Raw genomic sequence first — 14,000 nt, 5'->3', positions numbered from 1 at the left:
TAGACAACAAAAAATCTTATTTACAGAATATACGAGTCCAAAATAAAGGGGAATTCATTGATGAAGGTTGCAGTGATTGGAGCAGGTTTAGCAGGAAGCGAATGCACATGGGTGCTTGCTGAAAGATATGGAATACAAGTTACATTATTTGAAATGAAGTCAAAAAAAACCACTCCTGCACAAATATCTCCTAACTTATTTGCAGAACTCGTTTGTTCAAATAGCTTAAAGTCAAAAAGTAGATTAAACCCTGCAGGAACACTCAAATGCGAAATTGAACAACTTGGTAGCATTGTTATTCCTGCAGCTAAAAAAGCTGAAGTTCCAGCCGGAGAGACATTAGCAGTTGATAGAGAGTTTTTTTCACAATTAATTACTGAAAAACTCAAAAATCATAAAAATATTACAATTCGTGAGACTGTAGTCGAGAAAGTAGAAGATGTTTTTAAAATCAATGACTTTTCAGCAGTTGTCATAGCTACTGGTCCATTGACAGAAGATAATCTTGCCAATGATCTCCGTAAAATTACAGGTACACAAGAGCTTTATTTTTATGATGCCATTGCACCTATTCTCGATGGCGATACTATTGACAACAGCATAGCTTTCCTTGCAAATCGCCAAACACGTACACATGCTTTTGAAAAGAAGCAAGCTCAGGAAAAAGCAATTTTAGACGGACTTCCTCCACCCAATGAGGAAGAAGAAGAAGGTGACTATTTAAATATCCCCTTAAATAAAGAAGAATACTTTTCTTTCGTAGAAAAAGTTTGTGCAGGCGCAAAAGTGCCTCATAAAGATTTTGAAGAACCAAAATACTTCAATGGCTGCCAACCTATTGAAGTTCTAGCAGAAAGAGGTCCTCGCACCCTCGCCTTCGGCCCCATGAAACCACGTGGACTCGATGACCCTCGCACAGGTCGCATGCCTTATGCCGTTGTTCAGTTACGCAAAGAAAAAATGGGTGACTCAGCTTGGAATATGGTTGGCTTTCAAACCCGTTTGACTTGGGGTGCTCAAAAAGAAATCTTAAAAACCTTACCAGGTCTAAACAATGTTGAATTTTTTAGAATGGGCAGCATGCACAGAAACACTTATCTCGTTTCTCCAAATATATTAAATGAGGATTTTAGTTTAAAAGCAGACAAAAGAATTTATTTAGCTGGACAAATAATGGGAGTTGAAGGCTATTTAGAAAGTTCTGCCATGGGAGTTTATATTGCGCATGTAATAGGGCAAAAGTTAAAAAATAATCATGCACTCAACTGCCCGCCCGCAAATACATCGCTGGGAAGTCTCGCTCGCTATTGCATTTATGGAGAGACAAAAAGATTTTCCCCTATGAATATTCATTGGGGATTATTTAATGAATTGAGTGTGGAAGACATTAAAAAATATTCTATAAATTCTGATAAAATTTTAAAACTCAAGAAACTTGATAAATCTGTCAAGAGAGAGTTAATGGCATGTCGTTCTGAAGATCTTTTTCAAAACTGGTTAGAAGAAACTAAACTTGTTTAAATTTTTCTGGAAAGACTTTATTTAAAACCATAGCTCCCACCAATATTAAAACCATTAAAGATAAAAATACATTTTCTGGTATATGTTTATCAATCGTTAAAGTGGTAAATCCAAGATTTAAATCTTTTAACTTAAGCACTACATTCAAGCCCGCAATACCAACTAAAACAAATGCCGTCTTTTCAAGAATTGGAAATTTATCAATGAGAGTGATAAAAAACTGAGCGGCTACTCTCATTAGTAAAATACCTAAAACTGCCCCTGTAATTAAAACCCATTTTACATCAGAAATGGCTAAGGCGACAGCTATGGAATCGATTGAAAACATAAGATCCATTAGTTCTACTTGTACAATTGTCATAATAAATACCCGTGAACTTGCTTTAAATACTGCTCCTTGTCCATCTGATAATTGAGTTTCATGTGTCGATACTCCTTTTTTATGAAAAAAGAGTTCATGCACGGCTAAGTATACAAGATATAAACCTGCAATTGCCTTGACCCATTCATACTGCATTAACCAAACACCAATAAAAATTACACCCACACGCATTGTGTATGCGCCCCAAACTCCCCAAAGAAGTGCTCTCTTTTGTTGGTATGGATCTTTTAATTTTTTGCGGACAAGTGCAGCTAAAGCAAGTGCATTGTCAAAGCTTAAAAGTCCCTCTAAAATAACGAGATTAATAATTATAACGACCTGAGCCAAGTTAAATTCAAACAAAAGACATCCCCTCTCTCATAAAAAAAATAGCAATTAAAGTCGTAGTATTTTTCCCAAAAAATCTCTGATAAAGCAAGGCTTGACCAAAAACCTTTGAAATGCGATTACTGTCACTCATTTCAACTGATCTGTAAAGGGAGGGCTGAAAGATGCTTGTTGATAATCAATATTCATCAGAGCTAGTTGCAATAAAAAACAAATTAAAAAAAGTATTAAAAGCATTTCAAGAAGGCCAACTTATTTTAGTAGGCGATGATGGTTTCCGCGAAAATGAAGCCGATCTCGTTTTTCATGCATCAGGCGCAACTCAACAAAATGTTAACTTTGCAATTAAATATGCAAGAGGATTACTCTGTGTTTCTTTAGGACATGAGCTTGCTGACAAACTTGGTTTTAGCACGTCACCTAAATTACCGGGTGGGGTTTCACATACTAATTTTACCGTTTCTGTCGATGCTAAAGAAGGAATTACAAATGGTATTTCTGCCAAAGATAGAGCACACACAATTGCTCTAATTGCAAATAAAAATAGCAAAACGAGTGATTTTATTTCACCTGGCCATGTTTTTCCTGTAAGAGCGATGACGGGTGGCCTATTAGCAAGGGCCGGTCACACCGAAGCACTTTACGAACTTTGCCAAATGTCAGGTTTAGAGTATGCAGCCGCAATGTGTGAAGTGCTTGGAGATGATGGCGAAGCCATTAATCCACACACTCTAGCTCATAAAGAAAATAAAAATTGTGTTTTCCACACTCTCCCATTTATAACTACAGTTGATATTCTTTGGAATAAAATTTTATTTTATCCAAGTAACGAAAGTCAATTTTTAAAAAATGAAAACTTTTTAGTTAAAGAAAATAAAAGAAAACCAATTGATGTGTACAATTTAAATGCAGGGCTTGAAGAAAATATTACTTTACCGACGGTTATTTGCATTTATAAAAAAGAATTCTCTGCAGAAAACATACGCATTTCTATTTCAAATGCAATCTATACTTGGGACAATGGAGTTGCTCAAGAGACATGTTGTGCAGAAATTGCATTATTTTCCCATGGAAATTGCATGGAAAAAATCCCTTTACATTTAAATGAATATTCGGACATGAGTGGTAAAGAAGGCTTAAAAAAGACAAAGACATCTGTGCGTCGTGCAATCAGTTTACTTCGATCATTACAATTCCTGCAAATTCATTTTAAATTGGATCAGTCCGCTGAAACTCTCATTCATAAAATAAATTTTATTCTTCGAGAAGATCAAGAATTTTTAAAAGCTGTTAACTATACAAATTATCTCTATACTTAAAATATTGCACAATTGATTTTATTAAACCAATTCTTTTAATTTCAACCGTTTGATATTCAGAAGTATTAGCAACAAGTATATATGTGCTGTTGTGTGTTTTTGATACTTGCCCAGAATGACTAAAAGTAATTTCTGTAAATGGATTTATAAAATTATTGTATTCAATTTCACACAATCCTTTTATTTTAATTTTAATATTATTCGTATCTACGACAGAATTTAAACTATCACTCGGAGTAATATTTTCGATAATACAGCTTTTTTCAGATTTATTTTCTATGAGTGCCTTAGCAATTGGCGGTTGTATTTTAGATTTTGGTAAGTATTCAAAAGGCTGATAAGCATTTAATAATGCATTTGCTTTATTAGCTTCAATTAGATAATTTTTTCCCATAATTTCATATTTTAAGTTTAATGAACTGCCAAAGTAAACTTGATAAAATGTAGATAAAATTATGAGAGTTTGCGCTGTAATATACAATTTAAATCTATGTTTATTAGCATACAGAATTTGAACAGATATACAATAAGTCAAAATAGAAATAACTGTAATAAAAGTAAGCAATCTCCATGGAAACTGAATAAAATCAGCCCCTGGAAAATATAAATAAAAAGCTTTTGCGAATGGGGTTTGAAGAATAAAATAAAATATAAAACATAAAAATAAAGGCTTCAATGCCGTATAAGAGTTAATTTTCTGAGGCAAATTCAATTTTTTCATTTTAATTAGAATAAAAATAATTAGCAAAAGAAGCATTGCTATTATAAAAAATCCACGCCCTATCTCAACAGACATACCTCGCCAAGTTTCGCCCCAAACATAAGATTTTTTGATAAAATACCATTCAAAATAATTGTAATGAAAATTAGGATGATTATTTCCTCCATTCATGATAGAAAAATTATACATTCTCTTAAATAAAACAAGGCCAATTGCATAAGGTCCACAAAAAATTATGAGAATAATCGAACTTATAAAGCCTGAAAAATAATATTTTATTTTTAAATATCTCTTTTCTGTTGCTAAGAAATAAGAATAAAATATTGCAAAACTAAATAATGCATAATAAAAAGTGACAACATGTGAATAAAAAAGAGCGACTAAAACAAAACCTAATTTTAATCCTGAATATTTTCTATTTTGTGCCAGACAAACTAGACCATAAAAAAGCCATGGAATCAACATCATTGATGTAAACTCTGCAGCTGCGCCTCGAAAGAGCCAATTTGTATAAGTATAATTTGCAAACATAAAAAGCGCACTACCACATAAGCTATTTAGAAAATTAACTTCAAATTCTTTTAATAATTTAAACATTCCCAAAGCGCCAAAAATTAATAAAACAAAAATTGCAACTTTAACTCCTATATAAACTGAACCAGTCAAGAATGAAAAAAGCACAGCAATAGTATTAAAAGCACGATGATATAAAAATGGAAATGGTGATCCGTAACCATTTTGTCCATAAGAAGTCCATAATGGAAAATAATTTCCTTTTTTTATTTCATGGTAAAAAACACCAACTCTTTCAAAAAGTAAAGAACCGTCATGCTCTAAAGGCCATCCATCAATGCTTAAAATTGGTTTCATTGCTAAAAAAGCAAGGAATATAAATGAAACAACAATGACAAAAATTTGCAACAATTTTTTTTTATTCTGTATTGAAGACAACTTTGAATTCATTAAAACCTCATTATCGTATAATTTTTTTTATAGTTTAATTTAAACGACTTTCTTTTTCATTGACTATAAAAAGCGGCCTTTTTTTAACTTCATCATAAATCCTACCAATATATTCTCCGAGGACTCCAATTGTTATTAATTGCACAGCACCAATGAATAAAATCGCAACCATTAGGCTGCTCCAGCCCAAAACAGGATAGCCTTTTACCAATGAGTAGATCACAATATAAAAACCATAAATAATTGATAATAAAGCAACTATAAAACCAAAATAATACGCTGACTGCAGCGGCACATTGCTAAAAGAAATTATTCCATCAAACGCAAGTTTAAGCATTTTCCTAAATGGGTATTTAGTTTCCCCAGCAAAACGAGCTGATCTTTCATAATAAATAGGCTCTTGTCTTAAACCAATCCAAGGGACCATTCCTCGAATAAATCGATTTCTTTCAGGCAATGTATTAAATATATTTAAAGCATTTCGACTCATTAATCTAAAATCACCTGAATCAATAGGAATATCAACATGTGTTAATTTTCTAAGTAAAATATAAAATAATTTTGCTGTTAAAAGTTTAAAAAAAGTTTCACCTTCACGAGAAGTGCGCACACCATAAATAACATCTGAGCCATCAAGCCATTTTTTAATCATTAGTTCAATTAACTCAGGCGGATCTTGTAAATCGGCATCTATAGAAATAATAGCATCCCCTTTAGCATAATGAAGTCCAGCACTTAATGCAGCTTGATGACCGAAATTTTTTGCCAATGAGACAATATTAATTTTACCTAATTTTTGTTCATTATAGTTATGCTTATCTTGAAGAAAATGCAATATTTGAAGAGTATTGTCTTTGCTTCCATCATTTACATAAATTATTTCGTATTCCATTTGAAATATTTTGCACACATCTTCAAGAACTTTAGAAACATTTTTATTTGTTTCTTGAATGACTTCATATTCATTATAGCAAGGAATTACGACTGAAATTTTACTCATAATAAATCCTCTATTCACTTCTAAGCGATAAAAATAGAGTAATATTAGAATGAATAAAAATCAAATCAATGACTTGAATTTACATTATTTATTATTTATTTAAAATATTATAAAGAGAATTAAGAAAAACTATTCGCTAAAAAGTGCATTTACAAACTCATGAGCTTCAAACAATTCGAGATCTTCAACAGATTCTCCGACACCAACATAGCGAATGGGTAAACCCATTTCAGAAGCAATTGCTATTGCTATTCCACCTTTTGCAGTTCCATCGAGTTTTGTCAAAATAAGACCTGTTATATTAACAACATCTCTAAATATCTTTGCCTGTTGGAGAGCATTTTGTCCCGTTGTTGCATCGAGCACTAAAAGAACTTCATGTGGAGCATCAGGATTTTCTTTTGCAACGACACGCCCAATTTTAGCTAATTCTTGCATGAGATCTTGTCTATTTTGTAAACGTCCAGCCGTATCTATAAGACAAATATCTGCATTGGCTTCAGTCGCTTTCTTAACAGTTTCAAACGCAACAGAAGCAGGATCTGCGCCTTCTTTCAAACGAATCATTTGTGCTTTAGAACGTTCAGCCCAAACAGACAATTGCTCAATTGCAGCCGCACGAAAAGTATCAGCCGCACCAATAACAACTTTCTGTCCTCTTAAATGAGCCTTATATGCGAGCTTACCTGTTGTAGTTGTCTTACCAACTCCATTGACTCCGACCATTAAAACAATATGTGGTAATTTATTTTCAGAAAGACTCAACAAAGGTTTTTCAATCTCACCTTTAGAGTTTACTTTTGTAGAAGATAAAATATTAAATATTTCTTCTCGTAAAATATTTTTAAATTTTGCGGAATTAGAGTAATCTTCTTTTGTTAATCTATTTTTGACTTTTTCAACTAAAAGATCTGATGTTTTTACTCCAACATCTGCTTGAACAAGCAATTCAAAAAGATGTTCAAGAGTTTCATCCCTAGTTACCTTATCACTTTTAGCAGTAAAAAATTCATCTAGCCCATTCACAATTTGACTGTGCGTTCTTCTCAATCCACCTTTTAAACGATCAAACCATTTTTTTTCATCAACAATAGGTTTTAAAAGTTTTTCCTGAAGCTGTTCCAGTGGAAGAGCATCTTGTTTTACATCTTGAGATTTTTGAACGACAGGTGTTTCTAATTTCTTTCGTTCTGTTAATTCAATTAAATTTTCCCGAATAGAATCTTTTGGCAAAGATTTTGGCGGATTTTTTTTACGATTGATAATTAAATTTGTAATAAATAAAACAACAAGTACAGCAGTAACCACACTTGCAGCAATCATAAATTGATCGCTTGACATATCATGCATGTTCTTTTTTCCTATTATACCAAAAATATTCGACTAAATTGCCAAATGGATCTCGAAAATAAAAAGCTCGACCATCTGAGCGATCGTGAGGCTCTCGTATAATTTCCAATTTAAAACTTTGAATGCGCTGAAAAAAAGCATCCACTTGGACGGGAGATTCTGCTTGAAAACCATAATGATCGAGAACTTGTTTACCAAAATGACCTACTTGTCGGGTTTTGTCTATTGCATCTTTGGATAATTTAGCAACAAACACGGAAGAACCCATTTCTACCATGATTTGTTCGCCTTTATACATAAAATAACGCGCTTGCAAGACTTCACCGAAAAACCATTTTCCTTTTTCGATATCGTCGATCACAATAGCAAGATGCCCAATATTCTTAACCCATGTTGTTGTAGATTGCATAATTTCAGGCCCATTTATGAGCTTGAATTATTGAATTGACTACGCCCATGAAGCGTGAGTTTTCATCAGTAACAGGTTGGTTTGAAAGATTTATAATAATTTCTTTAGCAGTTATATTTTGTTTTGCTTGCTCTTCTAAACATTCAAGTGCAGCCATTTTTAGATTCTCATCACGGCTGCTTAAAAATTCCGTTACCTTATTAACGATAATTTCTTCTTTTCCTTTTACTTCCTTAAGAGCGAGCATTATTTCTTCATTTCTTTCAAGAACAGACTCATCAAATACAGCGATATTTGTCTTTAAATTATTTATTAAAATTTCAGCATATTCATCATGCGAAAATATTTTTTCTGCAATTTTAATAGGCCAAGAAATACGTCTTTGTGATTCAATTATTTTTTTTACAAATGGCTTAGATTTTTCGCCAAATTCTACAATAATATTTAAACACTTTTCTTTTTCACGATTGTCAATTAAACCAGAATCAACAGAAATTTCAAAACGTTTTAAGAGTTGTGGAACAGACTGCTCAGGAGCAATATTTTCAAGAGCCTCAATTGCCTCGAGACGCTGCTCCTTTGTTGTCATCACTTTTTTTAAAATATCTCCATATTTATCATATGATTTAGGTTGCGAAGAAAAAATTTTATCAAAAATACCCACGTTAAACCTCTTAATTCAATTTCTTTGAGCTATAAAGAATAAATACCAAACCTAAAATGGAAAAAAATATTCCTAAAATAATTCCAATGTCGATATAAACTGAAGGAATTTGTACAGCATTATGGATCTTGATCATTTGCTCTGTCATGGCTCTTTCCTTAATACGCCAAAAAACGGCACTGTAATCTCTTTGTAATCGGGATCATTGGTTTTGACAACAAAAAAACCAGAAACATTTACCCCTGGAGTCACCTGAAATTCACTCAAATTATCTAAATTTTTTGGGTATCGTAGCTTAAATGAGACAACAAACGAGGAATGAGCATTGCCCTCAGATGCTGCATTTGAAAGTGAAAGTTTATCTTTTCTAATATCAAATAAATCAGAATCTTTTAAATTTTTAAGTTCTGGTAGTTTTTTTAGTTCTACTTTTACCCCAGTTACAGAGAAATTTTTATCTAATGATTTAAATGTTATAACACGTTCTGCAGGTCTTATTTCATTGACAACACCAAATTCAACATATTTTGCTGAAGCTTGTACATGGCCTACAGCTTCTCCTATAATTGGAATTTCAAAGTCCTTATAATACGTAGAATTATTCCAAACTTTAATTTTGGCACTTATTGCTCCAATTGGTATCGATTTATCATCAATTTGGACAGATAATTGAGTATTTTGAGAAGAATTTTGTGGCAATAATTTGACTTTAATAAAGGGAACATTCGACTCAACCGCAATAACCTTAAGAGGTTCAGTATTAGAAAGAATATTTTCTTTTAACTGGCTTGAGAGTTTTGAGTTTTCAACTTCAGATTTTATTAAATCAATTAAATTCATATTTTCTTTTGCAGTATAAAATTTTCCGCGACCTATTAAATTCATATTGATATTAAATATTTTTTGAGAGTCCCCTTGAATTTTACCCACATATAAAAGTGCTGGATTTGAAGTTAATTCTTGTAAAACATTCGCTGTCACAGTTAAAGTAACAGTTGGAGAAGAGGATCCCATATTTGTTTCTAGGGTGATTGTTCTTACAATATTCCCAGAAAAATCTCGTGAATTGAATTCAACATTCACAAGTCCACTTTCTCCAGATTTAAAAACATTTTTTACAGTAATTCCATCATTCGCTAACATTTTTGTATTTATACATCCACAAGCCGCATGAATACTACTAAAAACTAGAGTTCCATTGCCTGTATTTTGAAATTTATAAAGATGACTTACTCTTTGCCCTCGATATATTTCGCCAAAATCAAAGCGTGTGGAATCAAACTCAACACGTGGAATTTGGCCTTGCAAATTTAATTCAATTGTTGGCTCGATAGCGTTTGCATAAAAAGAAGTATGATAAATTAAAAACAAGCAAATAAATCGCAAAAAGAAAAGTCTGCCTATTAGAGAAAAGCACATGTTGTGATCCTCATATCCACATGTTATCATGCCACCCGCACTTGGTATAAACTTTTTCAAAGCTCAAGTCCAAACCCTTTAATTAAGATGTGTTCATGGTATCTATCAAATTTAGCATTCTAAAGTATATAGCTCTTATCACAAGCGCTCTCCTCGTGGCTATGGGGTTTCCAGGCTATCAATTTCCTTTGCTTGGAATAGGTGCCATTATCCCATTTTCCCTTATCCCTCTCATTCTCATTCTCAAAACTCTACCGCGAAAATATGCAGAGCACTCAAGTCTAAAAAAGCATTTTGCTCAACTCAGCGCAGCTCATCGCAGTTTGCAGGCTTTTTTTGCAATTTGGTTTTTTGGTTTTATTCTTCAACTCCTTGCTTTTTTCTGGATTTCGCAACCTATTATATATTTTAGTTCTTTAAAACCTTATTTTGCCTATCCTCTTTATATATCAATTTGTGCATTGACATCACTTTATTTTCCAATTCTTTTTTCACCATTAATCCTGCAAACATGGTTAGAGACAAGACATAGCAATAAAAAACTTCCACTTATTGGAATTGCTATGACAATGACATTATTTGAGATCATAGCTCCACGCTTCTTTAATTGGACTTTTGGCAGCCTTATGCACTCGGAAACCCAAATTACCCAAATTTCAAGTCTCTTTGGTTTCAATATTATTTCATTTTTTATTTTTTATACAAGTCTTTCTCTTTCAGAGGCAATCCTAAAACTTTCAAAGAATAAAAGTCTTTTTATTTCAACTTCATTCATAAATATTGCTCTCTGGAGTATTATTTTTACATTTGGATATTTTAGAATAAACGAAGTAAATGATACATTAGTAACAGCAAAAAAAACAAGAATTGCCTATGTTCAACCTAATTTTACATTTAATTCTATAGCATCATTACCGCTTCCCTCAACGGGTTCTCAGCAACAAAACCTAACTCGTCTATTAGAGATGAGTAAAGAAGCTATTAATAAAGCACTTGAAAAAGATGGAAAAAAGCCTGATCTCATTATTTGGCCTGAAAGCGCTGTCCATAGTTTTTTTATGCTTGATAATAATGAATTATTAGCAACAAAACAATTTTCTGCTTCTGTCCAAGTACCAATTTTAGTACAAGCAACAAAATGGGATAAAGAAGATCTCAAGAAAGTAGGATATGAAAAAGCAAGAGTCTGGTCATCCTCATTTCTAATACGTCCTGATGGCTCTAAAAGTAAAGAATTTGACAAATGGATCCCAATGCCATTTGGTGAGTCTGTTCCATTTGAAAACTATTTTCCTAAAATTGGCAATTATTATAGAAATATTTTTGAAAATGCAAGCAAAGTAGAAATTGGTACAAGTTATGATGCCCTTGCATATAATGAAAAAGAATTCGTTGCGCCGCTTATATGTTTTGATTCTATTTACCCAGAACTTACTAGACTTGAAACATTAAAAGGGAATGCAAGTATTTTTGTCAATCAAGCAAATTTTGTTTGGATGGTAAACAGCAATGCAGGGCTTGAATTTAGTATACTTAATAAATTCCGTTCAATAGAAAATGCACGCAGTCTTGTTATGGTATCAAATACAGGTCCAACAATGGCTTTCGATCCGTTAGGGAGAATTATTTTACCTCCCACCATTCTTTTAACTCAAGCAACTGGTTTTATTGATATCCCAATATCTTCAGAAATAACCATATATACTCTACTGTCCAACTGGCCTCTTATAATTTTAGGCTTTCTTTCCCTCATATGGATTTTAATTGCAGCAAACAAGAGTTCCTATGACAGCAGATATTAGCAATGAAAAAGGACTACTTGCAGAGAGATTGCGTCCTTCCTTAAAAACTGAAAATTTATTATTAGGCTCTGCATATAAAATTTGGAACAGAGATCTCTTACAATGGAGAACATCACATAAATTTCATCTTATCTTATGGGGCCCACCTGGATCAGGTAAAACAACTTTAGCACGTATGCTAGGAGAAGCTTCAAATCTTAGCTTTGTTACCTTATCTGCTGTCAGAGACGGTGTTAAAGAAATTAAAAGTGCCGTTGAAAAAAACCCTGGCTCTCTCATTTTCATTGATGAAATTCATAGACTCAACCGTGCTCAACAAGACACTCTCCTTCCCATTCTTGAATATTCAGAAGCTTGGATCATTGGAGCAACCACTGAAGCACCGACAACTGAACTCTCTGCTCCCATTTTAAGTCGAGTAAGAAACATTTATGTTTCCGCATTAAATGAGAAAGATATTGAAAAAGGACTGATTCACAGTTTGAATTTTTTAAAATTAAATGACTCAAAATTTGCATTAACTATTTCTGATGATCAAAAATTAACGGAACAAACAATTCCTAAAATTGCAAAAATGAGTGGTGGTGATTTACGCTTTGCATTAAATTTATTTGAAAATATTATTCATTGTAAAACAGAAGACGAAGAGAATGATGTTTATAAAAATTCATTAAAAGCTTTTACAAATAAAAATCATTACGATTTTATAAGTGCTATGATCAAAAGTATGCGTGGAAGCGATCCTGATGCTGCGCTCTTTTACGCTATAGCGGCACTTGATAAAGGAGAAGATCCTCTTTTTATTTTAAGAAGGTGCATAATTTTTTCTAGTGAAGATATCGGAAATTCCGATCCTCAAGCACTCACTTTAGCAGTCAGTGCTTATCGCGCTATCGAATGTGTGGGTATGCCTGAAGGCAGAATTCCACTTGCGCAATGTGTTACTTATTTGGCAAGCACTCTTAAAAGTAACAAAGCTTATTTAGCAATTGAAAAAGTTCGTAATTGGAGAGTCCAAGCAGAAGAAAATGGATATTCTATTCAGCCCCCTATTGAATTAACCGTTAAAGGGAAGGATAAATATAAATATCCACACAATTATGAAAATTCTTTTATCCATTTTGAATATCTACCTTCAGAAGTTAATAAAATAAAGCAGCAAGAAAAAATAGCTGCTTATTTACCTTCAGATTATGGGGTGGAGTTTAAATTAAAAAGCAGACTTGCAGATCTATGGAAAAATCCAAAAAAAATGAATAAAAAAGTTTAAGCCGCTGAATTTGTTTTTTTATCGCTAGAGTTATTTCGTTCAAAATCAGTTGCTTTTCCTCTTGGTACGTAGCTAACTGAATCAATATAACTTAATACGAGTCTTACAAAATGTCTTCTTGCCCTTACCACACTATTGCTTCTAGATATATCAAAATCTAATAAAGCTTCACGTGTTAACTTAGAATAAACAATCATGTGTAAATAATCAGTATTTAAATTTGTATCATATTCAATTACAACCGATCCCATTTGATCCCAAGTATATGATATTTTTTTAACACCATAAAAAACGTGAATTCCCGCAAGTCCAACAAGTATTTTTTTAACACCTTTAAAATTTAATGAGAGCAATACTATCCAAGGTAACAAAACTAAAGTAACAAAAGAGAGCCCCAATCCTACTGAAGAACCTGGATTATCAAAATAACTTGGACTCGTAATAAGAAAAAGGAAACAACCCATTAAACCAAACAAAGAAACAAGCATTTGCAGAGGAGAAAACTGAAAATACCATCTTCCTTCAGGCGTTAAACGACTGTATATAAGTGATTCCCTTTCCTCTTCCATTCTTCTATCAAGATCTTCAAATGGTTCATCTTCAGATGCCATTTTTCCCAAGATATGTAATATAGCCAAAGACTCATCAAAACGCCCCCAAGAGTCAAGAATGAATGACTTCATTCTCAATGCTTCTGTATTCCTAGGTGAGAGGGCAAGGAGGTTTTCAATGATCTCCATAGCACCACCTGAGTCGCCTTGATCTAATAAATTTCGAGCGTCTTTTAAGTGTTTCATATGAAAAAAATCGGACGTTGTTCAATCGAACTTAAGAAATAAAATGTGACAAAAAA

Annotated in this window: 13 protein-coding genes; 4 read left to right on the top strand and 9 right to left on the bottom strand. The window is 32.8% G+C overall.

Annotated features, from left to right (window positions below; translation table 11 throughout):
* Window positions 1–60 precede the first annotated feature (60 nt).
* On the top strand, window positions 61–1,521 hold the full coding sequence (gene trmFO, locus GCL57_RS10305; protein ID WP_152213260.1) for a methylenetetrahydrofolate--tRNA-(uracil(54)-C(5))-methyltransferase (FADH(2)-oxidizing) TrmFO: 1,461 nt from the start codon (window positions 61–63) through the stop codon (window positions 1,519–1,521).
* On the opposite strand, the gene GCL57_RS10300 is transcribed toward trmFO, so the two are convergent.
* Window positions 1,508–2,245, bottom strand: coding sequence for a TerC family protein (locus GCL57_RS10300; RefSeq protein ID WP_152213259.1), 738 nt, complete (start codon window positions 2,243–2,245; stop codon window positions 1,508–1,510). The genes trmFO and GCL57_RS10300 overlap by 14 nt on opposite strands.
* 149 nt (window positions 2,246–2,394) lie before the next feature.
* Between GCL57_RS10300 and GCL57_RS10295 the strand changes: the two genes are divergently transcribed.
* The gene (locus tag GCL57_RS10295; RefSeq protein ID WP_152213258.1) at window positions 2,395–3,549 is read left to right on the top strand and encodes a 3,4-dihydroxy-2-butanone-4-phosphate synthase; all 1,155 of its coding nucleotides are present in this window, start codon (window positions 2,395–2,397) and stop codon (window positions 3,547–3,549) included.
* Here GCL57_RS10295 and GCL57_RS10290 read toward each other — a convergent pair.
* From GCL57_RS10290 to GCL57_RS10265, 7 genes are all read right to left on the bottom strand, one after another.
* Window positions 3,521–5,233, bottom strand: a complete 1,713-nt coding sequence (locus GCL57_RS10290) for a glycosyltransferase family protein (RefSeq protein WP_152213257.1) — start codon at window positions 5,231–5,233, stop codon at window positions 3,521–3,523. The two genes, GCL57_RS10295 and GCL57_RS10290, sit on opposite strands and share 29 nt — an antisense overlap.
* A gap of 34 nt (window positions 5,234–5,267) precedes the next feature.
* The gene (locus GCL57_RS10285) at window positions 5,268–6,233 is read right to left on the bottom strand and encodes a glycosyltransferase family 2 protein (RefSeq protein WP_152213256.1); all 966 of its coding nucleotides are present in this window, start codon (window positions 6,231–6,233) and stop codon (window positions 5,268–5,270) included.
* 129 nt (window positions 6,234–6,362) lie between these two features.
* Window positions 6,363–7,583 (bottom strand): signal recognition particle-docking protein FtsY, encoded by a 1,221-nt coding sequence (ftsY, locus tag GCL57_RS10280; protein ID WP_211363252.1) that lies wholly within the window; start codon window positions 7,581–7,583, stop codon window positions 6,363–6,365.
* Entirely contained in the window at window positions 7,576–7,992 is a 417-nt protein-coding gene (locus tag GCL57_RS10275) for a VOC family protein (RefSeq protein WP_152213255.1), read from the bottom strand. The genes ftsY and GCL57_RS10275 overlap by 8 nt, the downstream gene beginning before the upstream one ends.
* Window positions 7,993–7,996: 4 nt before the next feature.
* A complete protein-coding gene (locus GCL57_RS10270) occupies window positions 7,997–8,656 on the bottom strand; it encodes a hypothetical protein (protein ID WP_152213254.1) in 660 nt (219 codons plus the stop codon).
* Window positions 8,657–8,666: 10 nt separating this feature from the next.
* On the bottom strand, window positions 8,667–8,804 hold the full coding sequence (locus tag GCL57_RS14810) for a hypothetical protein (RefSeq protein ID WP_161597701.1): 138 nt from the start codon (window positions 8,802–8,804) through the stop codon (window positions 8,667–8,669).
* Window positions 8,801–10,135 (bottom strand): DUF1573 domain-containing protein, encoded by a 1,335-nt coding sequence (locus GCL57_RS10265; protein ID WP_152213253.1) that lies wholly within the window; start codon window positions 10,133–10,135, stop codon window positions 8,801–8,803. Before GCL57_RS10265 ends, GCL57_RS14810 begins: the two co-directional genes overlap by 4 nt.
* Window positions 10,136–10,170: 35 nt before the next feature.
* Here GCL57_RS10265 and lnt point away from each other — a divergent pair, with 35 nt between their 5' ends.
* Window positions 10,171–11,877, top strand: coding sequence for an apolipoprotein N-acyltransferase (gene lnt, locus GCL57_RS10260; RefSeq protein WP_152213252.1), 1,707 nt, complete (start codon window positions 10,171–10,173; stop codon window positions 11,875–11,877).
* On the top strand, window positions 11,861–13,147 hold the full coding sequence (locus GCL57_RS10255; RefSeq protein WP_161597700.1) for an AAA family ATPase: 1,287 nt from the start codon (window positions 11,861–11,863) through the stop codon (window positions 13,145–13,147). Before lnt ends, GCL57_RS10255 begins: the two co-directional genes overlap by 17 nt.
* On the opposite strand, the gene GCL57_RS10250 is transcribed toward GCL57_RS10255, so the two are convergent.
* Window positions 13,144–13,944: a tetratricopeptide repeat protein gene (locus tag GCL57_RS10250; RefSeq protein ID WP_152213250.1), complete on the bottom strand. Its 801-nt coding sequence runs from the start codon at window positions 13,942–13,944 to the stop codon at window positions 13,144–13,146. The genes GCL57_RS10255 and GCL57_RS10250 overlap by 4 nt on opposite strands.
* Between the last annotated feature and the right edge of the window lie 56 nt (window positions 13,945–14,000).

The sequence above is a fragment of the Fluviispira multicolorata genome (assembly GCF_009208585.1).
GTDB classification, from domain to species: domain Bacteria; phylum Bdellovibrionota_B; class Oligoflexia; order Silvanigrellales; family Silvanigrellaceae; genus Silvanigrella; species Silvanigrella multicolorata.
Note: the sequence above shows the minus strand (reverse complement) of the source record. Positions and strands in the feature narration are given on the sequence as shown.

Excerpts from the sequence above, each read along its gene's own strand:
- trmFO (WP_152213260.1), top strand. The coding sequence starts at position 61 with ATGAAGGTTGCAGTGATTGGAGCAGGTTTAGCAGGAAGCGAATGCACA.
- GCL57_RS10295 (WP_152213258.1), top strand. The coding sequence starts at position 2,395 with ATGCTTGTTGATAATCAATATTCATCAGAGCTAGTTGCAATAAAAAAC.
- GCL57_RS10290 (WP_152213257.1), bottom strand. The coding sequence starts at position 5,233 with ATGAATTCAAAGTTGTCTTCAATACAGAATAAAAAAAAATTGTTGCAA.
- GCL57_RS10285 (WP_152213256.1), bottom strand. The coding sequence starts at position 6,233 with ATGAGTAAAATTTCAGTCGTAATTCCTTGCTATAATGAATATGAAGTC.
- ftsY (WP_211363252.1), bottom strand. The coding sequence starts at position 7,583 with ATGCATGATATGTCAAGCGATCAATTTATGATTGCTGCAAGTGTGGTT.
- GCL57_RS10275 (WP_152213255.1), bottom strand. The coding sequence starts at position 7,992 with ATGCAATCTACAACAACATGGGTTAAGAATATTGGGCATCTTGCTATT.
- GCL57_RS14810 (WP_161597701.1), bottom strand. The coding sequence starts at position 8,804 with ATGACAGAGCAAATGATCAAGATCCATAATGCTGTACAAATTCCTTCA.
- lnt (WP_152213252.1), top strand. The coding sequence starts at position 10,171 with ATGGTATCTATCAAATTTAGCATTCTAAAGTATATAGCTCTTATCACA.
- GCL57_RS10255 (WP_161597700.1), top strand. The coding sequence starts at position 11,861 with ATGACAGCAGATATTAGCAATGAAAAAGGACTACTTGCAGAGAGATTG.
- GCL57_RS10250 (WP_152213250.1), bottom strand. The coding sequence starts at position 13,944 with ATGAAACACTTAAAAGACGCTCGAAATTTATTAGATCAAGGCGACTCA.